Below are 26,850 nucleotides of genomic sequence, written 5' to 3' on the forward strand. Positions count from 1 at the left end.
GAGCACGCGTGGACACCAGCCAGTTCGACCGCATCACCATCGGGCAGTTGCGCCAGGCCGGCGGCCTGAAGTGGCGCGCCTTCCCCGACTGCATCGGCGCCTTCGTCGCGGAAATGGACTTCGGCGTGGCCGCGCCGATCCGCCAGGCGCTACACGATGCGGTGGAAGCCGGCCAGCTCGGCTACCTCTCCGCCGCGCCGGTGCGCGCCCTGGCCGAAGCCTGCGCGCAGTGGCAGCGCGCACACCATGGCTGGGAGGTGGAGCCTGCGCAGGTGCGCGCGGTACCGGACGTGCTGGCCGCGCTGGAGATCACGCTGCGCCACTTCCTGCCGGCGGGCGCGCCGGTGGCGTTGCCGATGCCGTGCTACATGCCGTTCGTGCCGCTGCTGGAGCTGCTCGGCAACCCGGTGGTGCCGGTGCCCATGCACCGCGGCCGGGACGAGTGGACGCTGGACGAGGACGCGCTGGAGGCCGCGCTGGCCGGCGGCGCGCGCATGCTGCTGCTGTGCAATCCGCATAACCCGATCGGCAAGGTCTACCCGCGCAAGGAGCTGGAGCGCATCGCCGCGGTCGTCGCCCGCCACGACGCGCGCGTGTTCGCCGACGAGATCCATGCGCCACTGGTGTATCCCGGCGCGCAGCACGTGCCCTATGCCTCGCTCGGCGGGGAAGCCGCACGCCAGGCGATCACCGCTGTTTCCGCGTCCAAGGCCTGGAACCTGGCCGGGATGAAATGCGCGCAACTGGTGTTCACCAACCCTGCCGACCTGGAGGTGTGGCGGCGCATCGGCCACTTCGCCGGCAACAGCACCGCCACCCTGGGCGTGGTCGCGCACACCGCGGCCTGGCGCGAGGGCGATCCCTGGCGGCTGGCGGTGCTGGACTACCTGCGCGGCAACCGCGACCTGCTGGGCCGGCTGCTGGCCCAACTGCTGCCGCGGGTCGGCTACATCGCCCCGCAGGGCACCTACCTGGCCTGGCTGGACTGCCGCGCGCTGGGCCTGGACCAGCCACCGGCGCAGTTCTTCCGCCGCCACGCCCAGGTCGCGCTGACCGATGGCGCCGAATGCGGCGCAGGCGGCGAAGGCCATGTGCGGCTCAACTTCGCCATGCCCCGCCCATTGCTGGAGGAAGCCGTGCGGCGCATGGCCGCGGCGGTGGATGCACGCGGCTGAGGCCGCTCAGCCGAAATGCTCGTAGCCGGCGCGTGGCGGCTGCCACGGCTGGCCTTGCGCCTCCAGCGCGCGCACGCCCTGGCCGGCGACGATGCGGCCGATGCGGCTGGCGTCGACGCCCACCTGCTCCAGCGCCAGCTGGACCTGTTCGCGCAGGTTCGCCGGCGCGGTGAAGCAAAGCTCGTAATCGTCGCCGCCGGTGGCCTGCAGCACCCGTGAAGCGTCGCCGAAAACTTCGCGCAGCGCGGCCGATGCGGGCAGCGCATCCAGCCGCACCTCGGCGCCGACGCCACTGCGCGCGCAGACATGGCCCAGGTCGGCCAGCAGCCCATCGGAGATATCGACGCAGGCATGGGCCAGGCCCAGCAGGGCGCGGCCGGCTTCCACCCGCGGCGTGGGCCGCGCCAGGCGCGAATCGAGCGCCGCACGCGCGCTTGATGCCACCTCGCCGGCAGGCGCCGGTCCCGGGACATGCCCGCCCAGCACCAGCGCCCCGGCGGCCTCGCCAGGCGTGCCGGTGACCCAGATATCGTCCCCCACCCGCGCGCGGTCGCGGCGCAGGGCGGCGCCCTGCTCGACCAGGCCCATCGCGGTCACGCCGATCGACAGCGGGCCGCGGGTGGTGTCGCCGCCGACCAGGGCGATGCCATGGCGACCGGCCAGGTCCAGGAATCCGTCGACAAAGGCCCCGACCCACGCGGCGTCTGCACGCGGCAGCGAGAGCGAAAGCGTGCACCACGCCGGCTTCGCCCCCATCGCGGCCAGGTCGGACAGGTTCACCGCCAGGGCCTTCCAGCCGATATCGGCGGCCGCGGTCCCGGCCGGGAAATGCACGCCCTCGTTGAGGGTATCGGCAGTCACCACCAGGGCATGGCCCGGCGGCGGCTGCAGCAGCGCGGCATCGTCGCCGATGCCCAGCAGCACGTCGGCGCGCGTGGCGGCGCGCTCGCGGATCAGCCCGATCAGGTCGAACTCGGCCATGGCGGCTCCGGCGTGCAGGACGGGCGCGCCGCCGGCGGCGCGCACCGGGAATGGCTCAGCGGCCGCCGCGCGAGGCCTGCACTTCGGCCGCGCGCCACTGCGCGCTGGCGCGGTCGAGCACGCCGTTGACGTAGGTGTGGCCGTGCTCGGAACCGAAGCGCTTGGCGATCTCGATCGCCTCGTTGATCACCACCCGGTACGGCACGTCCTGGCGGTGCAGCAGCTCGTACGCGGCCAGGCGCAGCACGGCGCGCTCGATCGCGTCCACTTCCTCCACGCCGCGGTCCAGGTGCGGGGCCAGGGCCTCGTCCAGGCTGGCGCGGTGCGCGAGCACGCCGGTGACCAGGTCCTCGAAATAGGCCAGGTCGGCGATCTCGTGCGCCTGCTCGTGGGCGAACTGGGCAATCACCTGCTGCGCATTGCCGCCGGAGATCTGCCAGGCATAGATGGCCTGCAGCGCACGGCGGCGCGCGCGCGCGCGCAGGACCGGATCGACGCCGGTGCGGGAACGGAACGGACGGTTCATGGCAGGCGCTCCAGCAGGTTGACCATTTCCAGCGCGGCCATCGCCGCTTCCTCACCCTTGTTGCCGTGGCTGCCGCCGGCGCGGGCCTCGGCATCCTCGAACCGCTCCACCGCCAGCACGCCGTTGAGCACCGGCACGCCGGTGTCCAGGGCCACGCGCATCAGGCCCTCGGCGCACAGGTCGGCGACGTGCTCGTAGTGGCGGGTATCGCCGCGGACCACGCAGCCCAGGGCGATGATCGCGGCGTGGGTGCCGGCGTTGGCCAGCTTGCGCGCGGCCATGGGCAGTTCCCAGGCGCCGGGCAGGCGGACCACATCCACCGCGTCCTCGGGCACGCCATTGTCGGCCAGGCTGCGGCGGGCACCGGCCACCAGGGCGTCGGTGATGCGCGCATTCCAGCGGCTGGCCAGGATCGCGAAGCGGGCGCCGGCAGGCACGCGCAGGTCGCCTTCGTACAGGGTCATGGTTCGGGGATCCTCAGGGGTCGCACAGTTTACCGGACATGGCCGCCCGGGGCCGCGGGCGGCCGCATTGGCGCTAGGGGGACAGGTACTCGACGACTTCCAGGCCGTAGCCGGCCAGGCCCACCTGGCGGCGCGGGGTGCCAAGCACGCGCAACCGGCCCAGGCCGAGGTCGGCCAGGATCTGGGCGCCGGCGCCGTTGCGCCGCCACTGGCCCACGTCCCTGGGATCGCGGCGGGCCTCCGGCTCGGCGCGCAACCGCGCCAGCAGGGCCTCGGGATCGCGCGGGGCCGACAGCACCACCATCACCCCCTGCCCCTCGGCGGCGATCGCGCGCAGGGCGTCGGTGCCGGCCACGCCGAAGTCCTCGCGCCGCCAGTGCAGCAGGTCGGCCAGCGGGTTCTCCACCTGCACGCGCACCAGGGTCGGGGTGTGGCGGTCCGGCGTGCCGCGGACCAGGGCGAAGTGCAGTTCGTGGGCGATGCGGTCGCGGTAGGTGACCAGGCGGAACGGACCGAACTCGGTGTCGATGTCGCGCTCGTCCACCCGCTCGACCGTGTGCTCGTTGGCCAGGCGCCAGGCGATCAGGTCGGCGATCGAGCCGATCTTCAGCCCGTGCTGGCGCGCGAACTCCTCCAGCTGCGGGCGCCGGGCCATGGTGCCGTCGGCGTTCATGATCTCCACCAGCACGCCGGCCGGCTCCAGCCCGGCCAGCATCGGCAGGTCGCTGGCCGCCTCCGTGTGGCCGGCGCGGGTGAGCACGCCGCCGGGCTGGGCGATCAGCGGGAACACGTGGCCCGGCTGGCTCAGGTCCGAGGGCTTGGCGTCCGGGCGCACCGCGGTGCGGATGGTGTGGGCGCGGTCGTAGGCGGAGATGCCGGTGGTCACGCCCTCGGCCGCCTCGATGCTGACCGTGAAGTTGGTATGGAACTGCGCGGTGTTGCGCTGGACCATCGGCGCCAGGCCCAGCTGCGCGCAGCGCTCGCGGGTCAGCGACAGGCACACCAGGCCGCGGGCATGGGTGACCATGAAGTTGATGTCGGCCGGGCGCACCAGCTCGGCGGCCATGATCAGGTCGCCCTCGTTCTCGCGGTCCTCGTCGTCGACGATGACCACCATGCGCCCGGCGCGGATCTCCTCCAGCAGCTCGGGGATCGTGGCGAAGTTCATGCCGGCTCCCCGCGCGCGCCCAGCAGGCGCTCGACGTAGCGCGCCACCAGGTCGATCTCCAGGTTCACCGCCTCGCCCACCCGCGTTTCGGCGAAGCGGGTATGGGCCACGGTGTGCGGGATCAGCGCCACCTCGAAGCCCTCGCCGTCGACCTCGTTGACGGTCAGGCTGACGCCGTCGACGCAGATCGAACCCTTCTTCGCGACGTACCTCAGCAGGGGCGCGGGCGCGGCGAAGCGCCAGCGCTGGGCGCGCGCGTCCTCGTGCACCGACACCACCCGCCCGATGCCGTCGACGTGGCCGCTGACCAGGTGCCCGCCCAGGCGGTCGGACGGGCGCATGGCCCGCTCCAGGTTCAGCGCCGCGCCCACGGGCAGCTCGCCCAGGGTGGTCAGGGACAGTGTTTCGGTGGAAGCGTCGGCCTGGAAGCCCTGCGCGTCGAACGCGACCACGGTCAGGCACACGCCGTTGACCGCGATGCTCTCGCCCAGGCGCACGTCGCCGCCGCCGGAGCCGAGCCACGGCAGGGTGCCGGTGGCGAAGCTGAAGCGGACGTCGCCGCCGCGCGGCTCGCGCGCGGCCAGGCGGCCCACGCCCTCGATGATCCCGGTGAACATCAGTGCAGTCCTCCGTGGCGACGCGCGCGCGCCGGCGCGGCATGGAGGAGGGTGGTCGGTTGCAGCATGGAGCGTCTCCCGCGTTCGATGGCGAAAAACGTCCAGGGGCAAAAAGCACGCACACCCGGTCCTTGCGGCCGGGCGCGGCGTCTTCTCTCATCCGGACTCTAGGGCGCGACCTGCGCGCCACAACCGTCGGCTCCGGCATTGGACCGGATCTGCTGACCCTCCGGATGGCCGGAGGCGCTCGCGGGCTCGCGCCTGTCCCGTTGCCGGGAACGGCGCCTACCGCCGGTGGGGAATTCCACCCCGCCCTGAAGACGTTTGGTTCTGTACTGGCTGCCGGCCAGGCCGGCGGTGGGATTCTACCACCCTGCCCGCCAGGCCCCGCGGCAACGGCGGGACGCAGCGTCGCGGCGCGCTCAGTCCCGGGCCGGGCGCAGCAGCAGGCGGCGGTCCTCGCCCACCATCACCGACTCGACCAGTTGCAGGCGCAGGCGCTGGGCCATGGCCTCGATCCCCAGCCCCGCGAACAGCGGCCGCGCGGTATCGCCCAGGAGCAGCGGTGCCTGGTACAGCAGCAGCTCGTCGACCAGGCCGGCGCGCAGCAGCGCCCCGCACAGGGCCGGGCCTGCCTCGACCTGGACCTCGTTGATGTCGCGCGCCGCCAGCAGCCGCAGCGCGGCCTCCAGGTCCAGGCGGCCATCACGCAGCGGCACCGCGGCGAACTCCGCGTCCAGGCCCGGCGGCGGCACCGCGTCCGGGCCGTGCAGGTAGAGCGTGGGCGCCGAGCCGTCGCGCACCCTGGGCATGGCCAGGCTGCGCAGGCGGCTGTCGAGCACCACCCGCAGCGGTGGCTGGAACGGGGTGTCGTCGCCCAGGCGCACGGTCAGCGCCGGATCGTCGGCCAGCACGGTGTCCGCACCAGTGAGGATCGCGCCGCTGCGCGCCCGCCAGCACTGCACATCGGCGCGCGCGGCCGCGCCGGTGATCCACTTGGACTCGCCGCTGGCCATCGCGGTGCGTCCGTCGAGGCTGGCGGCAAGCTTCACGCGCACCCATGGCCGGCCACGGGTGAAGCGCGACAGGAAGCCGCGGTTGAGTTCGCGCGCCTGCCGCTCCAGCAGCCCGGATGCCACCGCGATACCCGCGGCCTGCAACCGGGCGAAACCGGCGCCATCGACCCGCGGGAACGGATCGCGCATGGCCGCCACCACCCGTGCCACGCCGGCGGCGACCAGTGCCTCGGCACACGGCGGCGTGCGGCCATGGTGGGCGCAAGGCTCCAGGGTGACGTAGGCGGTACCGCCGCGCGCACGATCACCGGCCTCGCGCAGGGCGAACACCTCGGCGTGCGGCTCGCCGGCGCGCGGATGCCAGCCCTCGCCGACCACCTGGCCGCCGTTGGCGACCACGCAGCCGACCACGGGGTTGGGCCGCGCGGTGTACTGGCCACGCGCGGCCAGCTGCAGCGCGCGCGCCATGCAGGCATGGTCGAAGGCGTCGAAGAGGTCGTTCATGGATGTTCCCTGCAGTCGATCGCAAGCACGTGCACCTCCAGCGGCCCCAGGCGCAGCAGCTCGTGCTCGCGCCAGCCCAGCGTGCGGTACCAGCCGGCGATGTCGGGCTTGCAGTACAGGTGGAGGACCTGCGTGCCCAGCGACCCGGCCTCGGCCACCGCGCGCGCCACCAGGGCGCGGCCGACGCCGGCGCCGCGCGCCTCCGGCCGCACGTACAGGCTGGCCAGCCAGGGCGAGTACTGCGGGATGTGCGGATGGTCCTCGGCCAGCAGGCTCACCGAGCCCAGCCAGTCGCCGGCCCCGTCCAGGGCAACCAGGGTCGAGGGGATGGTGGCGGCCCGGTCGTGCGCACGCAGTTCGGCCAGCGCCTGCGCCACCGTCCAGTCCGGCAGCAGCGTGCCGAAGGCCCGCACGTGGGCCGCCGCCAGCGCAGCGGCGTGCTGCGGATGCGCGGCGAGCCAGTCGATGCGCACCGGAGTGCTCAGCGCTTCTTCGCCCGTTCGGCGACGCGCCCCTGGCCGGGCGTGACCACGCCGGCCGCTTCCAGCAGCGGCAGCTGCTCGCTCGAGGGCAGGCCGCGCTCCAGCTTCTCGATCTCCTCGCGGAAATCGTCCACGTCCTGGAAGCTGCGGTAGACCGAGGCGAAGCGCACGTAGGCCACGTGGTCGAGCTTGCGCAGCTCGTCCATCACGAATTCGCCGATGCGCCGCGACGGCAGCTCGCGTTCGCCGCTCATGCGCACCGCATGCACCACGGCGCGCACCGCGGCCTCGACCTGCTCCTCGGCCACCGGGCGCTTCTGCAGCGCGCGGTCGAAGCCCTGGCGCAGCTTCTTGGCGTCGAACTGCTCGCGGCGGCCGTCGCTCTTGATGATCGACGGCAGCTTCAGCTCGACCGTTTCCAGGGTGGAGAAGCGCTCTCCGCAGGCCTCGCATTCGCGGCGGCGGCGGATGGTGGCGCCGTCCTCGGACACGCGCGAGTCGATCACGCGGGTGTCGTTGTGCTGGCAGAAGGGGCAATGCATGGGTGTTCCTCAGCGGGCGCGGCCCGCGCGCGGCTTGCTGGCCATGGGCGCGCCGGCCGCGGCGGCCGCCGCCACGGGCATCGCCGGGTCCCGGGCGGCGACCGCCCGGGACCGGCCGCGGTTCAGCCGTAGACCGGGTACTTGCGGCACTGCTCGGTGACCTTCGCCTTGACGGCTTCGATCACGCTGTCGTCGTTCGGCGCGTCGAGCACGTCGGCGATCCAGTTGGCCAGGTCGATGCAATCCTGCTCGGTGTAGCCGCGGGTGGTCACCGCCGGGGTGCCCAGGCGCAGGCCCGAGGTCACGAACGGCGAGCGCGGGTCGTTGGGCACCGAGTTCTTGTTGACGGTGATGTGGGCGCGGCCCAGCGCGGCCTCCGCGTCCTTGCCGGACACGTCCTTGCCGATCATGTCCACCAGCATCAGGTGGTTCTGGGTGCCGCCGGAGACGATCTTGTAGCCGCGCGCGATCAAGGTGTTGGCCATGGCCTGGGCGTTCTTCACCACCTGCTGCTGGTAGGCCTTGAACTCCGGCTCCAGCGCTTCCTTGAACGCCACGGCCTTGGCCGCGATCACGTGCATCAGCGGACCGCCCTGGATGCCCGGGAACACGATCGACTGCAGCTTCTTGGAGATGTCCTCGAACTTGTCGCCCGCGCCCCCGGCGGAGGCCAGGATGATGCCGCCGCGCGGGCCGCGCAGGGTCTTGTGGGTGGTCGAGGTGACCACGTGCGCGTGCGGCAGCGGGTTCGGGTACACGCCGGCGGCGACCAGGCCGGCGACGTGGGCCATGTCCACGAACAGGTAGGCGCCGACCTTGTCGGCGATGGCGCGGAAGCGCGCCCAGTCGACCACCTGCGAATAGGCGGAGAAGCCGGCCACCACCATCTTCGGCTTGTGCTCCACGGCCAGGCGCTCGACCTCGTCGTAGTCGATCAGGCCCTGGTCGTCCACGCCGTACTGGATGGCGTTGAAGATCTTGCCGGAGGCGTTGACCTTGGCACCGTGGGTCAGGTGGCCGCCATGGGCCAGCGACATCCCCAGGATGGTGTCGCCCGGCTGCAGGAGGGCGAAGTAAACCGCCTGGTTGGCCTGCGAGCCGCTGTGCGGCTGCACGTTGGCGTAGTCGGCGCCGAACAGCTGCCTGGCGCGGTCGATGGCCAGCTGCTCGGCCACGTCGACGTACTCGCAGCCGCCGTAGTAGCGCTTGTGCGGATAGCCCTCGGCGTACTTGTTGGTCAGCACGCTGCCCTGGGCCTCCAGCACGCGCGGGCTGGCGTAGTTCTCGCTGGCGATCAGCTCGACATGGTCCTCCTGGCGGCGGGCCTCGTCGGCGATGGCCTGGGCCAGTTCGGGGTCGTAGGACGCAATACGGGCATCACGCGAGTACATCGGCGGCTCCAGCAGGCAGGAAAAAGGGGAAAGGCCGGCCAATTGTATGCCGGCCGCCGCCCCGGCGCCCGTACCGCGGCGGACGCGGCGGCCGCAAACGCAACCGGCCACCCGAGGGTGGCCGGCTGGCGGTCCATACGCCCCTCCGGGGGCATGGCTCAATGGTGCAGGATCAGGTCGGCGATGATGCCGGTGGCGATCGCCACCAGGAGCATGTTGCCGTGGTCGTCGCGCACCCAGTGGTGGCCGTGCGGCGGCGGGCGCAGGTGGTAGTGGGAGTAGTCGTGCACCACGTAGACCGGGCCGTGGTAGTGGTCGTGGAAGCGCTGGCCGCGGGCCCAGACGTGGCGCGGCGGCGGGGGCGGCGCCGGGCGGTGGTGGACCACGACCCGCGGCGGCGCGTGGTGGTGCCCGGGGCGGTAATGGGAACGGTTGTCGCGGCGGTGGTGCGCCGGGCCGCGGTCGTGGCCCCGGTTCCAGCCATGGCGGTCATGGTGGCGGTCACCGGCCGCTTCGGCCTGGGGGACCGCTGCGCCGAGGCCCAGCACGACCGCGACGGTCAGGGCGATCAGGTGGGTGCGCTTCATGGGGCGGCTCTCCCGCTGTGGTGACGCCTCCATCTTGCTCACGCCGCCTGAACGGATCGCCCCGCGAAACCGGTTCCAGCCGGGTCCGCGCCGCGCGCGTTCAGGATCCAGCCAGCCGCCGGCGGCGCCCGGCAGGCGCCCCGGCGGCGGGCTATAATTCGCGATTCCCCAGATTCCTACGCCGCCTGCCCGCCGGGCCAGGCGGATTGCGCACGGAGAGACCATGTCCTCGCAGTACATCTACACCATGAACCGGGTCAGCAAGGTGGTCCCGCCCAAGCGGCAGATCATCAAGGACATCTCGCTGAGCTTCTTCCCGGGGGCCAAGATCGGCCTGCTGGGCCTCAACGGCGCCGGCAAGTCCACCGTGCTGCGGATCATGGCCGGCGTGGACACCGATTACGAGGGCGAGGCCCGCCCGCAGCCGGGGATCAAGGTCGGCTACCTGCCGCAGGAGCCGCAGCTGGATCCGGAGCACACCGTGCGCGAGGCGGTCGAGGAAGGCGTGGGCGAGATCCTGCAGGCGCAGAAGCGCCTGGACGAGGTCTACGCCGCCTACGCCGAGGAAGGCGCCGACTTCGACGCCCTGGCCAAGGAGCAGGAGCGCCTGGAGGCGATCCTCGCCAGCGGCGACGCCCACACCCTGGAGCAGCAGCTGGAAGTGGCCGCCGACGCCCTGCGCCTGCCGCCGTGGGACGCGAAGATCGGCAACCTGTCCGGCGGCGAGAAGCGCCGCGTGGCCCTGTGCCGCCTGCTGCTGCAGAAGCCGGACATGCTGCTGCTGGACGAGCCGACCAACCACCTGGACGCCGAGTCGGTGGAGTGGCTGGAGCAGTTCCTGCAGCGCTACACCGGCACCGTGGTGGCCGTGACCCACGACCGCTACTTCCTCGACAACGCCGCCGAGTGGATCCTCGAGCTGGACCGCGGCCGCGGCATCCCGTGGAAGGGCAACTACACCGAGTGGCTGCAGCAGAAGGAAGAGCGACTCAAGCAGGAAGAGAACCAGGAGAAGGCGCGCCAGAAGGCGATCGCCAAGGAGCTGGAGTGGGCGCGCCAGAACGCCAAGGGCGGCCGCTCCAAGGGCAAGGCGCGCCTGGCCCGCCTGGAGGAGCTGCAGTCGGTCGAGTACCAGAAGCGCAACGAGACCAACGAGATCTTCATCCCGCCGGGCGAGCGCCTGGGCAACAACGTCATCGAGTTCCGCAACGTCTCCAAGCGCTTCGGCGACCGCCTGCTGATCGACGACCTGAGCTTCATCGTGCCGCCGGGCGCGATCGTCGGCATCATCGGCCCCAACGGCGCCGGCAAGTCGACCCTGTTCAAGATGATCACCGGGCAGGAGCAGCCGGATTCGGGCCAGATCATCATCGGCCCGACCGTGAACCTGGCCTACGTGGACCAGAGCCGCGACGCGCTGGACCCGGACAAGACCGTGTTCGAGGAAGTGTCCGGCGGGCTGGACATCCTCAACATCAACGGCGTGGAGATCCAGTCGCGCGCCTACATCGGCCGCTTCAACTTCAAGGGCCAGGACCAGCAGAAGCGGGTCGGCTCGCTGTCCGGCGGCGAGCGCGGCCGCCTGCACATGGCCAAGACCCTGCTGCAGGGCGGCAACGTGCTGCTGCTGGACGAGCCGTCCAACGACCTGGACATCGAGACCCTGCGTGCGCTGGAAGACGCGCTGCTTGAGTTCCCGGGCAACGCCTTCGTGATCTCCCACGACCGCTGGTTCCTGGACCGCATCGCCACCCACATCCTCGCCTTCGAGGGCGACTCGCACGTGGAGTTCTTCCAGGGCAACTACCGCGAGTACGAGGAGGACAAGAAGCGCCGCCTCGGCGACGATGCCGGCCCCAAGCGCCTGCGCTTCAAGGCCCTGAAGTAAGCTTCCACCGGCCGCCCCGCGCGGCCGGTGCCTTTTCCAGCCCCCGCCAGGCCGGAGCCTGCCCATGTCCCTGCCCGAACGCCTGTTCAAGCTGAGCGAGCACGGCACCAGCACGCGCACCGAGGTGCTGGCCGGCCTGACCACCTTCCTGACGATGTCCTACATCGTCTTCGTCAACCCGGCGATCCTGGCCACCACGGGCATGGACCCGGGCGCGGTGTTCGTGGCCACCTGCCTGGCCGCGGCGCTGGGTTCGGCGGTGATGGCGCTGGCGGCCAATTTCCCGGTGGGCATGGCCCCGGGCATGGGCCTGAACGCGTTCTTCGCCTTCACCGTGGTCGGCGCCGCCGGCCTGCCCTGGGAGCAGGCGCTGGCGGCGGTGCTGCTGTCGGGCATCGTGTTCCTGCTGCTGACCGTGACCGGGGTGCGCCGCTGGCTGGTGGACGGCATCCCGGTGTCGCTGCGCAGCGCGATCGTGGCCGGCATCGGCCTGTTCCTGGCGATCATCGCCTTGCAGAAGTCCGACGTGGTGATCGGCGACGCCGACACCCTGGTGCGGCTGGGGCCGATGACCGAGCCGGAACCGCTGCTGGCACTCGGCGGCTTCCTGCTGATCGCCGTCCTCGAGGCACGTCGGGTCCGCGGCGCCATCCTCATCGGCATCCTCGCCGTCACCGCCACCGCATGGGCCATGGGCCTGGTGCAATGGAACGGCCTAGTCTCGCTGCCCCCGAGCCTGGAGCCGACCTTCCTCAAGCTCGACCTGCCCGGCCTGCTGCACTGGGAGGAAGGCGCCGGCTGGTCGGTGCTGCTGCAGGTGGTGCTGGTGTTCGTGCTGGTGGAGGTGTTCGACGCCACCGGCACCCTGTACGGCGTGACCAGCCGCGCCGGCCTGCTGAAGCTGGCGGACGGGCAGAAGCGCTTCGGCCGCGCACTGCTGGCCGACAGCACCGCGATCCTGGCCGGTTCGCTGCTGGGCACCAGTTCCACCACCGCCTACGCCGAGAGCGCCTCCGGCGTGCAGGTCGGCGGCCGCACCGGCCTGGTCGCCCTGGTGGTGGCGGCGCTGTTCCTGGCGGCACTGCTGTTCTCGCCGCTGGCGGCGATGGTGCCCCCCTACGCCACCGCGCCGGCGCTGCTGTACGTGGCCGGGCTGATGCTGCGCGAGCTGGTGGAGATCGAGTGGAGCGAGCTGACCGAGGCGGTGCCGGCGGCGCTGTGCGCGCTGGCCATGCCCTTCACCTACTCCATCGCCAACGGCCTGGCCTTCGGCTTCATCGCCTACGCGGTGCTGAAGGCCGGTACCGGCCGCTGGCGCGAGGTGCATCCGGCGGTGTGGCTGGTGGCCGGCTTGTTCGCGCTGCGCTACGCGCTGGCCTGAGCCGGGGCCCGTGCGCGGGATGGCCGGGGCTCCTTCGCGCCGGAGTCCGGTGCGCGCGCTTGCGCACCAGGCATCCCGCCCCGCCGTCACGCCTGTGCCGCCAGCCGTGCCCGCTTGCGCGCCACCAGGCGGCCGACGTTGTGCAGCGAGGCCAGCATCAGATAGGCGCCCTCCAGCCAGCCGCTGCGGTGCAGCGACGCCACCTCTGCGTCGGCAGCGTCGCCAGCCGCGCGCGGTCGATCGCGTGGAAGCCGGTCAGCCGCCCGGACGTGGTGGCGTCGAACTGCAGTTCCAGCTCCACCGGCTGGATCAGTCCGAGCACGCCTGTGCCGCCAGCCGTGCCCGCTTGCGCGCCACCAGGCGGCCGACGTTGTGCAGCGAGGCCAGCATCAGATAGGCGCCCTCCAGCCAGCCGCTGCGGTGCAGCGACGCCACCTCTGCGTCGGCAGCGTCGCCAGCCGCGCGCGGTCGAGCGCGTGGAAGCCGGTCAGCCGCCCGGACGTGGTGGCGTCGAACTGCAGGTCCAGCTCCACCGGCTGGATCAGTCCGAGCCGGTCGAACTCGGCGTACATCCGCCACGCCGCCTGCACCCCGTCGTGGATCCCGCGCAGCACCCGGATGACGTACTCCAGGTACGGGCTCTACCCGCCCTGCGGCAGGAACACGGGCACGCCATCCGGCGCGCCCACCCGCGGGTGGTCCAGGTCGACGTGGACCACCGGCTCGAGGATTTCCCGGCCGTGCTCGACCCGCGGCTGGAACCCGATCAGGAACGGGCCCTTGGCGACGTAACCGGGCAGGTAGGCCGCTTCCCAGCATCCATCCTGCAGCAACAGGTTCTCGTCCCGGTCGAATCCGAGCAGGGCGAACGCCTCCCACCCGGAGTCGTCGGCATTGCGCTTGAGCAGGATCGGGTAATCCCGCAGCAGTTCGGAGAACTCTGTGGGGAACGCCGGGACCGCGCCCACCGCATCACCGAACTGCGGGCCGTGCCCCAGCGCCACCCTGAGGTCGCGGTGGGCCTCGTTTGTCCAGCAGCTCGTAACGCGCCATTCCCCCTCCTGCCCTTCGTCCACGCCGGAACCGGCACGGGCGCCCCGCCCTCCGGTCCGCGCCCGTGCAGGGGGCCGCTGCCCGCGCAGCGGCCCCGCGCCAAACCGGCGCTCACCCGCCAGGATCAGAACTTGTAGCGCACGCCCAGCATGTAGCGCGGTGCCTGGTCGACCAGGCGCACGATCTGGCTGCCAGTACGGCCGTGCCAGCGCACGTCCTCGCCGGTCAGGTTGATCGCCTCCAGGCTGAAGGCCCACTGGTCGTCGAGCTGGTAGGTGACGCTCAGGTCGATCTGGTCGTACTCCTCCACGTAGTACGGGTTGTGCGAGGCGTCGTCCTGGTTGCTGAGGATCAGGTACTCGTCGCGCCAGTTCCACGCCAGGCGGGCCGACCACCCGTACTTCTCGTACATCAGCATCAGGTTGGCGGTGTCGCTGAGGCCCAGCAGGGCGAACTGCTCGGCGACGGACGCGTTGTTGAAGCCGACGTCGCCGTTGACGATGGTGTAGTTGGCGTAGATGCCGAAGCCGGTGTCGCCGAAGAAGTACTGGCCGGCCAGTTCCCAGCCGTTGAGCTTGGCGGTGTGCTGGTTGACCGGCCGGCTGATGTTGAACTCGTACAGCGGGTCGGTCGGCAGGCCCTCGATGTCGTAGCGGCTTTCCATCTCCAGCGCCTGGCTGCCGTTGTAGGCCGCCAGCCCCCCGGTCTCGGTGGCGTTGCGCAGCATGGCCAGGGCGGTGAACAGGTTGGTGTCGCTGGCCGCGCAGGCGCTGTCGGGATTGCCGCCGGCCGCCTGCACCTGGGCCACGCAGTCCGCGCTGTCCAGGAACGCCAGCGCCGCCAGCGCATCCGGGCCCGAGGTCGGGTCGGTCAGGTCGTACATCGTGCCCCTCTCGACCGCGGTACCCAGGAAGTTGTTGACCGACTTGTTCCAGTAGGTCGCGCTCAGGTAGCTGGCATCGGCGAAGTACCACTCCAGGGCCAGGTCGACGTTGTTGGACTCCAGCGGCCGCAGCTTGGTGTTCTGTGCGTCGGCCGAGCCACGGCTGGATTCGTTCAGCAGCACCGAGCCATTCGGGCGGTTCACGTTGCCGGGGCCGGCGGCCAGGCTGGTGAACGGCGCGCGGGCGATGGTGCGGCCGAAGGAGGCGCGGCCCTTCAGGGTATCGGTGAAGTCGATCGAGAAATCCAGGTTCGGCAGGATGTAGCTGTAGCTGTTCGTGTCCCTGTACACCGTCGCGTCGCCCGGAGCGCCGTCCTTGATCTGGAAGTCGTTGTTGGACTGCCAGTTGATGGCCGCGCGGTTGGCCACCACGTTGACCGCCTCCACGTCGGTGGTCTCGTAGCGCAGGCCGAGCCGGGTGTTCACCGGCCGGCCGGCAAGCTGGCCCTCCAGGTCCACCTGGAAATACGCCGCGTGGGTCTTCTCCTCAACCATGCTGTTGGTGTTGAGGATCGGGTTGAGCCCGATGTCCGAGCCGTAGACGTCCCGCGCCCACTCCGCCAGCGCGCCGGCATTCCCGCGGAAGCCGCTGCGGAACGCGCCCGGGGCGCTGAAGTCGTCGAACATGCCGACCACGTCGTACGGGGTCAGCAGGCCCATCAGCCCGTTCTGCACGTCGCTGGCGACGTTGTCCACGCTCCAGTTGCCGAGCGTGTTGAAGTTCTCGGAATTGTTCTGCTGGCGCAGGGTGACCGTGGAGCTGTCCACGCCGAACTGGAAGCGGCCGTCGTCGAACACCCATTCGCCGTCGATGCGGCCCTGCTTGATCTCCGACTCCTGGCGCTGGGCGTTGATGCGCAGGACCTGGGAGCCGACCTGGCCCTCCTGCCAGGGCGGGTTGACCTGGCCGTTGGTGCCGGCCTGGGCGTCGGCCAGGGTCGGGTACCAGGTACGCGTGCCGATCGGCAGGCCGTTGTTGAACCGCAACTCCTGGGCATAGTGGCCGCCGCAGTTGGGTGCACCGGTGCCGACGCAGTTGTTGGTGCCGGCCACGCTGACGTACAGCGCGCCGCCGCCGGTCAGCGGGTCGTTCGGCTTGCTCTCGGTCTTGGAGTTGTGGGCGTCGAAGCTCAGGCGCAGGCTGTCGTTGACCCGCCAGTCGACGTTGAGGCCGATCTGGTTGAACTCGTACTTCTGCGCGTTGCGCTGCTGCTCCATGCCGAAGTCCTTGAACGGCGAGGAGCCGGCGGTGGAGATCTCGCGGATGTAGACCGGGGTGGCGATCGCGCCGCTGCGGTCGAACTCGACGTGCGTGTAGGCGTCGTTCTGCAGCCACATGCCCATCTCGCCGCGCTTTTCGGTGATCTCGTTGGTCGAGTGGGTGTAGTCCAGGGTGAACACGACGTCGTCGTTGGGCGCGAACTACAGCACGGCCTGCGCGTTGACGCGCTCGCGCTGGAAGTCCGAGAACGCGTAGCGGATGTCGTTCGGCCGCGCGTACAGCTCACCCACCTCCGGGGCGTTGACCACGGCGGGGTTGCCGGGCATCGAGCCGGTCCATTCCTGCACGTTCCATGCGTTCTCGGTGGCTTGGGTCGAGCCGGCGCGGCGCTTCTGCTGGCTGGCGCTCAGGCTGATGCCCCAGGTCCTGTCCGGATTGGCGTAGCTGAAGATGCCGGACACTTCCGGGGTGATGTCGGTGCCGAACGGCTGCGACTTGTCGTAGACGCCCTTGACGCCGGCGCTGGCGACCACCTCGCCGCCGCGGTTGTTGAACGGACGCGCGGTGAGGATGTTGATGGTGGCGCCGATGCCGCCGGAGGGAACATGCGCCTGGCCGGTCTTGTAGACCTCCAGGCCGCTGACCGCCTCCGACGCCAGCTGCGCGAAGTTGAACGCGCGGGTACCACCGTCCACGCCGCCCACTGCCACCTGCCCGGGCGATCCGAACGCGTCCGCGCCGGGGACCTGGCGGCCGTTGAGGGTGACCATGTTGAACTGCGGGCCGAAGCCGCGCGCGGTGACCTGGGCGCCTTCGCCGTCGCGGCGCTCGATCGAGATGCCGGTGATGCGTTGCAGGGACTCTGCAAGGTTGGTGTCGGGGAACTTGCCGATGTCCTCGGCGCTGACCGCGTCCACGATGCCCGCGGAATCTCGCTTGATGTTCATCGCCTGGTCGAGGCTGCTGCGCAGGCCGGTGACCTGCACGGCGTCGAGCTGGGTTGCATCCTGCGCGTCCTGCGCGAACGCCGGGTTGACCACGATCATGCCGCCGACGACGGTGAACATCGCCCGCGAGCGGAACTTCTTCAGCTTATGGTTCATTGGGGGGAGTCCTTGGCACTGGGGGTTGGCGGCTATCCGGCGTGCGCTGGCGCGTGCGGACCGGGGGTGGCCGCCGTTACGCCGATAGACAGCGCTGGACATCGGGAACGCATGTACATCCTGGTACCTCCATCTCTCGGGCTTGCGAACGGGTGGCGTCCTTCGACCTCCGGCTCCGGTCCGGACGGCGCGTGCCGGCCGTGCTGGCTCGCCAGCTGCGGGACGGACTGCCTGGTCGGCGATCGGGATGGGCGCATTCTTCCGCGCGCCACTGCGCTGACAGGTGCCTTTCGATCGACCTGCGCGGCGGGCGCCTGTCAACGCGGGGCGAAGGGATAACAGCTGTCCTGCAGTGTGTCCAAGCACGGCGCGGCGTTATTGACGCTTGCTATCGCGGCATCCGCACGGAAGCACGAGCCTGCGGTTCGGCGCTGCAAGCGATGCTTGCGAGCGCCCGCCATGCGGCCGCTTGCTGCCGGCGCCGCGGCATTTCAAAACGACATGGCAATCAGCGCATTTGCGGAATACGCATGTGTATGCACGCCGCTGCTGCCGCGCGTCATCATTGCTTGCAGTGCCACGCACGCGGATTTCCCGATCGATCCGTGACTCGGCGAACGCGATGCCGCTCGTTGTGCGCCGCAGCACGACTCTCCGCGGGTGGCGTCGCGGCGCAGTGCCATGCGCGCCGCCGATGTGGCCGCAACGCAGGGCATCCGCGTCGCGGTGGCCACGCGCGCACGCGGCCACCCCACCCGCGAAGCAACGCGGGCGGGGGGCAAGTGCGCCGCGGGGACTACTGGATCACGTCGATGAAGGTATTGATCGACAGCCGCCCGTTGAGCGGATCGGGCGGCGGCACGTTGTGGTTGTCGATCGTGGCCGAATGCAGCGAATTGCGCCGGTACATCACCAGGCGGTTGAACACGCCCTCGACCTGGCCGATGCGCTCGAACATCGGCGTGTCCTCGCCGATGTAGCCCGGGCCGGGCGCGTCCGGCCCCTGGGCTTCTTCGTCCAGCTTGCGGTAATAGGCCTCGTGCCGGGTCTCGTCCACGTACTCGAAGCCGGTGGCGCGGTGGCGGTAGAACGCGGTGCCGCCCCAGTTGCCACGGAACAGGTAGTGCACCGCGGCCAGGCCCTGGCGCGAGACCGCGTCGATGTGCGGGATGCGCTGCAGGAACATCAGCTGCTCCGGCGCCCGGGTGATCAGCGAGTAGTGCGAGGTCGCGCGCAGCCGGCCCGGCCCGATCCCGAAGAACTCCTCCAGCAGCGGCTGCGCCAGGCGCTCCAGCAGCACTTCGTAGGACGCCGGCGCGCGCGCGCGGATGCCCGGGAAGAACGCGCCCTGCGGCGTGAAGTCCAGGCGCGCGGCCTTGCGCACCAGCCGCTCCGGATCGGCCACCAGCTGGTCCACGACCAGCAGCGGCGCGCCTTCGCGGCCGATGGAAAGGCGCTGGACGCGCAGCTGCGGGCTGAGGTCGATGATCATGCCTTGGCTCAGCCCACGGTCGAACGGCGCCGGTTGTGCCACACCGACGGATCGGCCGGGCAATAGCGCTTGAGGAACTCGTGGTGCTGCGGCATCGCCTGCACCGCGCGCTCGATCGGGCGGCGCACGCCCTGCAGCAGGGTCTGCATGTCCGCGTCGCTCAGGCCGCGGGTGAGCGGATGGTGGTCCTTGGGCACCACGCCCTGCCCCAGCATGCAGTGGGTCCACGAATCCAGGCGGAACAGCTCGTCCTCGCCCTGCCAGGCGTAGGCGGTGTCGCGGAACACCTGGATGCGCTCGGCCAGCTCCGGCGGCAGCTGCATCTCGCGGCACTGCTTCCACATCGGCTCGTCGCGCTGGTTGAGGTGGTAGTGCAGGATGATGAAGTTGCGGATGTGCTCCAGCTCGTCGCGGCTGACCTTGTTGTAACGGTCCACCACCGCCTGGCTGATGCCCTCGAACGGGAACAGCTGCACCAGCCGCGTCACCGCGCTGAGGGTCAGGTGGATGCTGGTGGATTCCAGCGGTTCGATGAAGCTGCTGGCCAGGCCCAGCGAGACCACGTTCTTGTTCCAGGCCTGGCGGCGGCGCCCGGTGCGGAACGGCACCACCCACGGCTCGCGCACCAGCCTGTCGTCGGGATAGGCGGCGCGCAGCCTGGCCGCGGCCTCGTCGTCGGACATGTGCTCGCTGGAGAACACCCAGCCGCAGCCGACCCGGTGCTGCAAGGCGATGTGCCAGCGCCAGCCGGCCTCGTGCGCGATCGCCCGGGTGTACGGCACCGGCGGCACGTCCGACTCCACCTGCATGGCCACCGCGCGGTTGCACGGCAGCCAGTTGTTCCAGTCCTCGTAGCCGGTCTTCAGCGTCTGCTCGATCAGCAGGCCGCGGAAGCCGGTGCAGTCGATGAACAGGTCGCCCTCGAGCACCTGGCCATCCTCCAGCACCAGCGCCTGCACGTAGCCGCTTCCGGGATCCTGCCGGACCTGGGCGATCTTGCCCTCGACCCGCTTCAGGCCGCGGCCTTCGCACTTGGCGCGCATGAACGCCGCGTACAGCGCCGCGTCGAAGTGGTAGGCATAGCTGACGTCCGAGCGCTCAAGGCGGGTGGCGGCCTTGGTCCAGCGCATCGACCACTGCTGGGCGCTGTCGTTGGCGTCGAACAGCGCGAACCGGTCCAGGCGCGCGGCCGCCGTCTCCAGGCAGTAGTCGCCCAGGTCGGAGTGGATGCCGCGCCTGCGGCTCTCGAGCCAGAACTGGTGGAAATCGCACGACCAGGTGTTCACGCCGGTGGTGCCGAACGGGTGGAAGTAGCGTTCGCCAGGCCGCCTCCAGTTCTCGAAGGAGATGGCGAGCTTGAAGCTGCCGGCCACCGCCTTCATGAACTCGCGCTCGTCGATCTGCAGCAGGCGGTGGAAGGTGCGGATCGTGGGGATGGTGGACTCGCCCACGCCCACGGTGCCGATCTCCTCCGATTCGACCAGGGTGATCTCCAGCAGGTCGCGGAACTGGTGGGTCAGCGCGCAGGCCGCCACCCAGCCTGCGGTCCCGCCGCCAGCGATCACCACCTTGCGGATCCGGTTGTTGTCCAAGACAGTCCCCCTCCATTGCGATGGCCGCCCGGGCCGCGATGGGCGGATGCGTGCGCCATCCCGTGGCGCCCGGATCCGCCGACCCGCCGCGGTCAGCGGTTGAGTTTGTTGATCAGGGCCGCCCGCATGCGGCGGGCGGAGGTTTCGTCGAACGGCGCCAGCTCGCCCCGCGCCTGCTCGGGCAGGTGCTCGCCGGCGCGCCCGGCCGGGCCGAACACGTAGTACTCGAACAGCTCGCGCCAGGCGCGCTTTTCCTGCTCCGGGCGGTCGCGGATCGACCACATCGCCAGGTTGAGCGCGTGCATCGGCGTGGGGATCCAGGCCGGCATGCTGCTCCACCAGTAGTTGACCAGCACGGTGAATGGATCCAGGCCCTGCACGTGGTGCCACCACATGCTGGGGATGAAGATCGCGTCGCCCGGCTCCAGCACCACCGTCTGCCCGGCCTTGATCGCCTCGGCGAAGCGCGGGTAACGCTCCAGGTCCGGGGCCTCGAAGTCGACCACGCTCACCGCCTGCCCGCCCGGCGTGGGATGCAACGGGCCGGGATAGAGGTTGTGCACCTGCTCCGGCGGGAACAGGGTGAAGCGGCGCCGGCCCACCGCGCAGCAGGCGATGTTGTTGGGCGCGTCGTAGTGGCAGGACGCGGTCACCCGGTTGCCGATCCAGATGCTCGGCGGCGCGGACACGCCGTGCCGCTCCAGGCCAAGGTCGTTGTGCCCGCGCAGGCTGGGCAGGCAGTAGTCGACCAGCAGCGAGGCCACGTAGTAGGTCGGCGGCGCCGGGTCGTCCTCGCAGGCGGCCAGCTCGTCCAGCACCTGGTCCAGGGTGCCGCGCCGCACCTCGCAGTTGAGGCGGGTGAAATCCTCGTTGTAGAACGGCCGTCCCGCCGTCGACGGCTCGCCCCAGTTGTATTGCAGCGGGCGGCCGTTGTAGTGGCTGCGCAGCAGCTCGCGCGCGGCCTGCGACGATTCCAGCCCGGCCCTGACCAGGCTCCAGTCGCGCGCCAGCCCCGGCAGCACGGTGGGCGTGGCCTCGGCGAGCAGCCGTTCCAGCGGCAGCGTCTCCGGCGTGCAGCCCTCGAGCACGCGCACTTTCGCGAGCCGGTCGAACATGCTCAGGCCGCCTTCCCCTCGGCTTCCTCGCGCAGGCGCCGCTGCTTCTCGGCGATCAGGCGCGACACGTTGTTCAGCGAGGCCAGGATCAGGTACACGCCCTCCAGCCAGCCCTCGCGGTGCAGCGCATGCAGCTGTTCGGCGTCCAGCGCCGCCAGGCGCTCGCGGTCGATCCCGTACAGCCCGGTCAGGTTGAACTGGTGCCCTTCGTCGACCCTGACGTCCAGGGTCACCGGCTGGATCAGGCCCAGCCGGTCCAGCTCCGGATACATCCGGCGCGCGCCCTCGACGCCGACGTGGATCCCGTGCAGCACCCGGATCACCTTCTCCAGGTACGGGCTGTTGCCGCCGTGCGGCGCGAACACCGGGTGGCCGTGGCCGTCGCGCAGGCGCGGGTGGTCAAGGTCCACGTGGATCACCGGCTCGTTGCGCAGCTGGCCATCGACCATCTGCTCCTGGAAGCCGATCAGGAACGGGCCGCGCGCGATCACCGCCGGCAGGTAGTTGGCGTGCCAGGCGCCGTCGCGCAGGTACAGGTTCTCGCTCGGGCCGAAACCCAGCAGCGCCACCGCGTGCCAGGACCCGTCCGCGTCCCTGCGCAGGAAGATCGGGTATTCGCGCTGCATCTCGGCGAACTCGGTCGGGAACGCCTCGACCATGCCGACGGCATCGCCGTAGTCGGCACTGAAGCGCGCGGACACGCGCAGGTGGCTGTGCGCGACGTTGTTGAGCAGTTCGTAACGGGCCATCTTGGCTCCAGCAGGTTGGTGCGGACCGCAGGGGGTCCTTTCCCCGGAAGCTGCGCTTCCCCGATTGACCATATCGGCACCGCGCACGGCCCGCAAGCGGACTTTGGCGCGGCTGCAGGCCGCGAAAAAAAAGGGACCGTCGCCGGAGCGACGGTCCCTGTCCTTGCAGCGGTTACAGCTACGTCGTTCCCACGTCAGAAGGTGTAGCGCAGGCCCACCATGTAACGCGGGGACTGGTCGACCAGGCGCACGAACTGGCGGCTGGAACGGGCGTGCCAGCGCACGTCCTCGCCGGTGAGGTTGATGGCCTCGGCCGACACCGACAGGTTCTCGGTCAGCTTGTAGCTCACGCTCAGGTCGATCTGGTCGTACTCCTCGACGAAGTACGGGTTGCGGTTGTTGCCGTTCTGGTTGGCGGCCAGCAGGTACTCGTCGCGCCAGTTCCAGGCCAGGCGCGCCGACCAGCCGTACTTCTCGTACATCAGCACGAGGTTGGCGGTGTCGGACAGGCCGGTCAGGGCGAACACGTCGGTGCTCGGGTCGGCCGCGCGGTCCACGCCCACGTCGCCTTCGACGATGGTGTAGTTCGCCAGGACGCCGAAGCCGGTGTCGCCGAAGAAGTACTGGCCACCGATCTCCCAGCCATGCAGCGTGGCCCCGCGCTGGTTCACCGGGCGGTTGACGTCGAACTCGTACAGCGGGTCGCCGCGGCTGGCGTCGCCGATCACGTCGTACAGGGCCTCCAGCTCCAGCACCTGGGCGTTGGAACCGTTGTACGCGGACAGGCCGCCGGTCTGGTCGGCGTAGCGCAGCAGCGCGGTGGCGGCGAACAGGGTGGTGTAGTCCTGCTTGCAGCCCTCGGACGGGTCGTTGCCGGCCGCGGTCACCTGGGCAATACACTGCGAGCTGCCCAGGAAGGCGTTGGCTGCCTGCGCGTCCGGGCCCGAGGTCGGGTCGGCCAGGCCGTACAGGTTCTCGCGGACCACGGTGTTGCCGATGAAGTTCTTGACCCGCTTGTTCCAGTAGGTCACGCCGATGAAGCTGGACGGGGCGAAGTACCACTCCAGGCCGATGTCGACGTTGTCCGACTCAAGCGGCAGCAGGCTCGGGGTCTGCGCGTTGCCGGTGGCGCGGTACTGCTCGCCGTACAGGATCGAGCCGCTCGGGATTCCCGGGTTCGGGCCGGCGTACAGGTTGCCGTACGGGGCGCGGGCGATGGTCTTGCTGAACGAGGCGCGGCCCTTCAGGTCGGCGGTGAAGTCGATGCTGAAGTCCAGGTTCGGCAGCACGTAGCTGTAGCTGGCCGTCTCGGAGAACGGCATCGCCTCGGGCGAGTTGCGGATCTGGAAGTCGTTGTTCGACAGCCAGGCCATGCCCGACGGGACCTGGATGACCGAGGTCGACTTCACGTCGGTCTTCTCGTAGCGGACGCCGGCGACCATGTAGGTCGGGAAGTCGCCCAGCATGCCGTCCTGCTCCCACTGGATGTAGATCGACTTGGTCTTCTCCTGGACCAGGTTGTCGGCGTCGTACGCCGGGTACACGCTCGCCTTGATCTCGTCGCAGCGGTTCTGCGCGTTCCAGGCGGCCGGCGCGTTGCCCGCGGCGCACACGCTCTCGGCCCACTGCGCCAGGCCGGTGGCGTTGCCGATCCACACGTTGGAGTCGGCGCCGTTGGTGTTGAAGTCCTCGAACAGCCTGGTGATGCTGAACTTGCGCAGGTGGTTGGCGATGTCCGCGATCTGGCCGCGGTCGGTCGAGGTCCAGTCGCCCAGGGTCATCAGGTGGGCATGGCCGTCGACGTTCAGGCGGCGCATCTTGCTGTCGCTGGAGTTGACGCCGAACAGGAAGCGGCCGTTGTCGAAGGAGAACTCGCCGTCGATGCGGCCTTCCTTGACCTCGCTGTCCTGGCGGGTCGACCAGATGCGCATGATCTGGCTGCCCAGGTTCTCCGGCGCGAAGTCGGAGTTGACCACGCCGTTGGTGTTGGCCAGGGCGTCGGCGGTGGTCGGGTACAGCGTGCGCCACATCACCGGCAGGCCGTTGCTGAAGTGGTACTCCTGGGTCCAGTTGTTGGTGCTCGGGTCGGGCGCGAAGCCGCCGAAGCTGAACGCGGTCGAGCTGCCGCCGGTGACCGGGTCGTTCGGGCGGCTGTTGACCTTGGTGTTGTGGGCGTCGAAGGTCAGGCTCAGGCGGTCGTTGACGTCCCACTTCACGTTCAGGCCGATCGAGTCGAGCTCGTACTTCTGCTCGTCGCGCTGCTGCTCGAAGCCGAAGTCCTTGCCGCCGCCGGCCAGGTCGCGGATGTAGACCGGGGTCGCAACCTTCTTGTCACCGTCGAAGGTGACGTGGGTCAGGTTGTTCTGCAGCCACATGGTCTGCTCGCCACGGTCCTGCGCGATCTCGTTGGTCGAGTAGGTGTAGTCGAGGGTGAAGGTCAGCGCGTCGGTCGGGGCGAACTGCAGCACGCCCTGGGCGTTGGTGCGCTCGCGCTCGAAGTTCTGGTACGCGTAGCGCACGTCGTTCGGCATGGAGTACAGCTGGCCGATCTCCGGCGCGTTCTCGATCACCGCGTCGGAACGGAACTTGCTGTCGGTGCCGGTCCAGCGGGCCACGTTCCAGCCGTTCTCGGTGGCCTGGGCCGAACCGCCGTGGCGCTTCTGGTAGCTGGCGTTCAGGCTCACGCCCCAGGTCTTGTCCGGGTTGGCGTAGCTGAAGATGCCCGAGATCTCGGGGGTGATGTCGCTGCCGATGGTCTGCGACTCGTCCTTCACCGCCTTGACGCCGGCGCTGGCGACCACTTCACCGCCACGGTTGTTGAACGGGCGCGCGGTCAGGATGTCGATGGTGGCGCCGATGCCGCCGGACGGCTGCGAGGCGCGGCCGGTCTTGTACACGGTCACGCCGTTGATCGCCTCGGAGGCGAGCTGGGCGAAGTTGAAGCCGCGGGTACCGGAGCCGATGCCGCCGACCTCCAGGCCGCCGCCGCCGAAGCCGTCGGCGCCCGGGATCTGGCGGCCGTTGAGGGTGACCAGGTTGTAGCCGGGGCCGAAGCCGCGCGCGGTGACCTGGGCGCCTTCGCCGTCGCGGCGCTCGATCGAGATGCCGGTGATGCGCTGCAGCGACTCGGCCAGGTTGGTGTCCGGGAACTTGCCGATGTCCTCGGCGCTGATCGCGTCGACCACGCCGGGCGTGTCGCGCTTGATGTTCATCGCGTGGTCGAGGGAGCTGCGCAGGCCGGTCACCGTCACGGTGTCCAGCTGGGTCGCCTCCCGCGAGTCCTGCGCGAACGCGGGATTGATGACGATCATGCCGCCGACGATGGTGAACATCGCCCGCGAGCGGAGCTTCTTCAGCTTCTTGTGGTTCATCAGTAGGTCCTCAGCACTGGGAATTGACAGCCGTCGGCGTGCGCTGGCGCGTGCCCGACCGGAACCCGGCCGCAGTCACGCCGATAGACAGCGCTGGACATCGGAGACACGTGTACATCCTGTTAAACCTCCCCTCTCTCTGGTTCGAAATGGTGGTTCCTTCCGCCTTTTAGTCGCAGGCGTTACCTGCTTTTCCCCCGGATCGCATTGCCCGGGTGTGTGCCGGCTCGAACGCCTCACCGGCGAATCTGGAAGAAAGGCGCGTTCCACGCCTCCCACGCGCTGGCCGCAAACTGTGAACTCCAGGTGCAGCAGTTAGCGGTACCAGTTAACGCGGGGCGAATGGATAACAGCTGTTTTCCAGGGTGTCCACAGTGCAGCGCAACAGTTTTTTTACTGTTTCGGCGGGAACATTCACGCGCACTAAACAACTGGAACATGACACCGCGGGCCAATATTCCTGGCACGTTCGGCCGATTCCGCCTTAATACGCGACCGCACTTTTGAAAGTGCCATACCAATCAAGGCATTGCGGGATGGAAACGTGTACACGGAATTTCCGTCCGCGCAGGTACGGAAATGCAAGCATTACTTGCATACCGGTCGGACGTAAGCGTCCGGCGCGAACGACAGCGACGGACATACTGCTGCGTCGCAACACAAATCTCCGCAAAGCCGGGCTGCCACTCCGCAACTCAAGCATTGCGCGTGGCGCCAGCCCCGCCCCCGGGGCGGCACGGCTCAGGGCAGGAACGGGAAAACCAGCTTAAGCACGCCGCGCAGGGCACCCTCGGCGCTGGCGGCCACGGCCCTGGCACCGAGGCTGTTGATCGCATTGCGCACGTCCTGCCAGCGCAGGCTGGACACGTCCTTGCGCAGCAGCTCGGCCAGCTCCTGGGAGGCGGGCGCCAGCGCGCGCAGGCGCGCCACCACCACTTCGGTATCCGGCTGCAGGAAGCCGCTGCGCTCGGCCAGGGCCACCAGGGTGTCGAAGCGCACGGCCAGCACCTCGCGGTTGCGCTCGTAGACCGGCAGGCCGCCGGCATCGAGGATGGCCTGCTCGAACTGCTGGCGGTCGTCCGGGTGCTCGATGCGCACCGCGAGGAAACCCTCATTGCGGCTGCGCTCGCTGACGTGGCTGGCGCCGGCGCGCAGGTTGGCCTCGCCCAGGACGTGGCCGAGGATGCGGCGCAGGGCTTCGTCCGCCGGCTCGGCCACCAGCTGCCGCCAGCGCGCGTAGCCGTCGCGGCGCAGCGCGCGCAGCTTGGCCGGGGTCACCCGCAGCTGCGCCGCGGCGGCGTGGTTGCTGGCGTTGCGGTCGATCGCGCCGTCGCGCTCCAGCAGCACGAACACCAGCAGTTCCAGGTCGCGCTTGCTGAGCGCGCCGAAGCCCTGCAGCTGCGTCTGGCGCAGGAATTCGGAGGCGAACGCCGCCGGGTCTTTGAGTTCGAGCTGCTGCATGGGATTGGCCTCCTCCGGTGCCGCAGT

Annotated in this window: 19 protein-coding genes, 3 pseudogenes and 1 riboswitch; of the genes and pseudogenes, 3 read left to right on the top strand and 19 right to left on the bottom strand. The window is 70.1% G+C overall.

Annotation, left to right across the window (positions count from 1 at the left end):
- Positions 1-8 precede the first annotated feature (8 nt).
- Complete coding sequence (locus EIM48_RS01960; RefSeq protein ID WP_019397182.1) at positions 9-1,175, top strand: aminotransferase class I/II-fold pyridoxal phosphate-dependent enzyme; 1,167 nt, start codon at positions 9-11, stop codon at positions 1,173-1,175.
- Between the two features lie 6 nt (positions 1,176-1,181).
- Here EIM48_RS01960 and thiL read toward each other — a convergent pair whose 3' ends face one another.
- From thiL to EIM48_RS02010, 10 genes are all read right to left on the bottom strand, one after another.
- Positions 1,182-2,156: a thiamine-phosphate kinase gene (gene thiL, locus EIM48_RS01965; RefSeq protein ID WP_125110978.1), complete on the bottom strand. Its 975-nt coding sequence runs from the start codon at positions 2,154-2,156 to the stop codon at positions 1,182-1,184.
- Positions 2,157-2,211: 55 nt separating this feature from the next.
- Positions 2,212-2,682, bottom strand: a complete 471-nt coding sequence (gene nusB, locus EIM48_RS01970; RefSeq protein ID WP_019397184.1) for a transcription antitermination factor NusB — start codon at positions 2,680-2,682, stop codon at positions 2,212-2,214.
- Complete coding sequence (gene ribH / locus EIM48_RS01975; RefSeq protein WP_019397185.1) at positions 2,679-3,146, bottom strand: 6,7-dimethyl-8-ribityllumazine synthase; 468 nt, start codon at positions 3,144-3,146, stop codon at positions 2,679-2,681. The genes nusB and ribH overlap by 4 nt, the downstream gene beginning before the upstream one ends.
- Before the next feature lie 73 nt (positions 3,147-3,219).
- Positions 3,220-4,314: a 3,4-dihydroxy-2-butanone-4-phosphate synthase gene (gene ribB / locus EIM48_RS01980; RefSeq protein ID WP_028915954.1), complete on the bottom strand. Its 1,095-nt coding sequence runs from the start codon at positions 4,312-4,314 to the stop codon at positions 3,220-3,222.
- Entirely contained in the window at positions 4,311-4,931 is a 621-nt protein-coding gene (locus tag EIM48_RS01985) for a riboflavin synthase (protein ID WP_019397187.1), read from the bottom strand. The genes ribB and EIM48_RS01985 overlap by 4 nt, the downstream gene beginning before the upstream one ends.
- A gap of 144 nt (positions 4,932-5,075) precedes the next feature.
- A riboswitch (FMN riboswitch) is annotated at positions 5,076-5,257 on the bottom strand.
- Positions 5,258-5,353: 96 nt separating this feature from the next.
- The gene (ribD, locus tag EIM48_RS01990) at positions 5,354-6,451 is read right to left on the bottom strand and encodes a bifunctional diaminohydroxyphosphoribosylaminopyrimidine deaminase/5-amino-6-(5-phosphoribosylamino)uracil reductase RibD (protein ID WP_125110979.1); all 1,098 of its coding nucleotides are present in this window, start codon (positions 6,449-6,451) and stop codon (positions 5,354-5,356) included.
- Positions 6,448-6,924 (bottom strand): GNAT family N-acetyltransferase, encoded by a 477-nt coding sequence (locus tag EIM48_RS01995; protein ID WP_125110980.1) that lies wholly within the window; start codon positions 6,922-6,924, stop codon positions 6,448-6,450. Before EIM48_RS01995 ends, ribD begins: the two co-directional genes overlap by 4 nt.
- Positions 6,925-6,932: 8 nt before the next feature.
- Positions 6,933-7,475 carry a transcriptional regulator NrdR gene (gene nrdR, locus EIM48_RS02000; protein ID WP_019397190.1) on the bottom strand — a complete coding sequence of 181 codons (543 nt, stop codon included), beginning with the start codon at positions 7,473-7,475 and terminating at the stop codon, positions 6,933-6,935.
- Between the two features lie 122 nt (positions 7,476-7,597).
- On the bottom strand, positions 7,598-8,866 hold the full coding sequence (gene glyA, locus EIM48_RS02005) for a serine hydroxymethyltransferase (RefSeq protein WP_028915958.1): 1,269 nt from the start codon (positions 8,864-8,866) through the stop codon (positions 7,598-7,600).
- 158 nt (positions 8,867-9,024) lie between these two features.
- Positions 9,025-9,453: an RcnB family protein gene (locus tag EIM48_RS02010; protein ID WP_125110981.1), complete on the bottom strand. Its 429-nt coding sequence runs from the start codon at positions 9,451-9,453 to the stop codon at positions 9,025-9,027.
- Between the two features lie 223 nt (positions 9,454-9,676).
- On the opposite strand from EIM48_RS02010, the gene ettA reads away from it, so the two are divergent.
- Both ettA and EIM48_RS02020 read left to right on the top strand, forming a co-directional pair.
- Positions 9,677-11,341: an energy-dependent translational throttle protein EttA gene (gene ettA, locus EIM48_RS02015; RefSeq protein ID WP_019398294.1), complete on the top strand. Its 1,665-nt coding sequence runs from the start codon at positions 9,677-9,679 to the stop codon at positions 11,339-11,341.
- Positions 11,342-11,405: 64 nt separating this feature from the next.
- Positions 11,406-12,722, top strand: a complete 1,317-nt coding sequence (locus EIM48_RS02020; protein WP_019398293.1) for an NCS2 family permease — start codon at positions 11,406-11,408, stop codon at positions 12,720-12,722.
- 86 nt (positions 12,723-12,808) lie between these two features.
- Here the strand turns inward: EIM48_RS02020 and EIM48_RS15500 are convergent.
- The 9 genes and pseudogenes from EIM48_RS15500 to EIM48_RS02060 all read right to left on the bottom strand — a co-directional run.
- Positions 12,809-12,981: pseudogene (locus tag EIM48_RS15500) on the bottom strand (SapC family protein); the annotation flags it as partial.
- A 50-nt stretch (positions 12,982-13,031) separates the two neighbouring features.
- Positions 13,032-13,775 (bottom strand): annotated as a pseudogene (locus EIM48_RS02025) (SapC family protein).
- A 124-nt stretch (positions 13,776-13,899) separates the two neighbouring features.
- Positions 13,900-17,043: pseudogene (locus tag EIM48_RS02030) on the bottom strand (TonB-dependent receptor).
- 796 nt (positions 17,044-17,839) lie between these two features.
- Positions 17,840-18,535, bottom strand: coding sequence for a DUF6445 family protein (locus EIM48_RS02035; protein WP_028915960.1), 696 nt, complete (start codon positions 18,533-18,535; stop codon positions 17,840-17,842).
- Positions 18,536-18,543: 8 nt separating this feature from the next.
- Positions 18,544-20,127 (bottom strand): tryptophan halogenase family protein, encoded by a 1,584-nt coding sequence (locus tag EIM48_RS02040; protein WP_125110982.1) that lies wholly within the window; start codon positions 20,125-20,127, stop codon positions 18,544-18,546.
- A gap of 92 nt (positions 20,128-20,219) precedes the next feature.
- Complete coding sequence (locus tag EIM48_RS02045) at positions 20,220-21,242, bottom strand: cupin-like domain-containing protein (RefSeq protein WP_019398287.1); 1,023 nt, start codon at positions 21,240-21,242, stop codon at positions 20,220-20,222.
- Positions 21,243-21,244: 2 nt separating this feature from the next.
- The gene (locus tag EIM48_RS02050; protein WP_125110983.1) at positions 21,245-21,991 is read right to left on the bottom strand and encodes a SapC family protein; all 747 of its coding nucleotides are present in this window, start codon (positions 21,989-21,991) and stop codon (positions 21,245-21,247) included.
- Between the two features lie 194 nt (positions 21,992-22,185).
- Positions 22,186-25,362 (bottom strand): TonB-dependent receptor, encoded by a 3,177-nt coding sequence (locus tag EIM48_RS02055; protein WP_125110984.1) that lies wholly within the window; start codon positions 25,360-25,362, stop codon positions 22,186-22,188.
- Between the two features lie 741 nt (positions 25,363-26,103).
- The gene (locus EIM48_RS02060) at positions 26,104-26,823 is read right to left on the bottom strand and encodes a hypothetical protein (RefSeq protein ID WP_019398284.1); all 720 of its coding nucleotides are present in this window, start codon (positions 26,821-26,823) and stop codon (positions 26,104-26,106) included.
- Between the last annotated feature and the right edge of the window lie 27 nt (positions 26,824-26,850).

Origin of the sequence: Pseudoxanthomonas sp. SGNA-20, assembly GCF_003931635.1 — a bacterium.
GTDB lineage: Bacteria > Pseudomonadota > Gammaproteobacteria > Xanthomonadales > Xanthomonadaceae > Pseudoxanthomonas.

Coding starts and splice junctions, on each gene's coding strand:
- thiL (WP_125110978.1), bottom strand. CDS start 2,156: ATGGCCGAGTTCGACCTGATCGGGCTGATCCGCGAGCGCGCCGCCACG.
- nusB (WP_019397184.1), bottom strand. CDS start 2,682: ATGAACCGTCCGTTCCGTTCCCGCACCGGCGTCGATCCGGTCCTGCGC.
- ribH (WP_019397185.1), bottom strand. CDS start 3,146: ATGACCCTGTACGAAGGCGACCTGCGCGTGCCTGCCGGCGCCCGCTTC.
- ribB (WP_028915954.1), bottom strand. CDS start 4,314: ATGAACTTCGCCACGATCCCCGAGCTGCTGGAGGAGATCCGCGCCGGG.
- EIM48_RS01985 (WP_019397187.1), bottom strand. CDS start 4,931: ATGTTCACCGGGATCATCGAGGGCGTGGGCCGCCTGGCCGCGCGCGAG.
- ribD (WP_125110979.1), bottom strand. CDS start 6,451: ATGAACGACCTCTTCGACGCCTTCGACCATGCCTGCATGGCGCGCGCG.
- nrdR (WP_019397190.1), bottom strand. CDS start 7,475: ATGCATTGCCCCTTCTGCCAGCACAACGACACCCGCGTGATCGACTCG.
- glyA (WP_028915958.1), bottom strand. CDS start 8,866: ATGTACTCGCGTGATGCCCGTATTGCGTCCTACGACCCCGAACTGGCC.
- EIM48_RS02010 (WP_125110981.1), bottom strand. CDS start 9,453: ATGAAGCGCACCCACCTGATCGCCCTGACCGTCGCGGTCGTGCTGGGC.
- ettA (WP_019398294.1), top strand. CDS start 9,677: ATGTCCTCGCAGTACATCTACACCATGAACCGGGTCAGCAAGGTGGTC.
- EIM48_RS02020 (WP_019398293.1), top strand. CDS start 11,406: ATGTCCCTGCCCGAACGCCTGTTCAAGCTGAGCGAGCACGGCACCAGC.
- EIM48_RS02035 (WP_028915960.1), bottom strand. CDS start 18,535: ATGATCATCGACCTCAGCCCGCAGCTGCGCGTCCAGCGCCTTTCCATC.
- EIM48_RS02045 (WP_019398287.1), bottom strand. CDS start 21,242: ATGTTCGACCGGCTCGCGAAAGTGCGCGTGCTCGAGGGCTGCACGCCG.
- EIM48_RS02050 (WP_125110983.1), bottom strand. CDS start 21,991: ATGGCCCGTTACGAACTGCTCAACAACGTCGCGCACAGCCACCTGCGC.
- EIM48_RS02055 (WP_125110984.1), bottom strand. CDS start 25,362: ATGAACCACAAGAAGCTGAAGAAGCTCCGCTCGCGGGCGATGTTCACC.
- EIM48_RS02060 (WP_019398284.1), bottom strand. CDS start 26,823: ATGCAGCAGCTCGAACTCAAAGACCCGGCGGCGTTCGCCTCCGAATTC.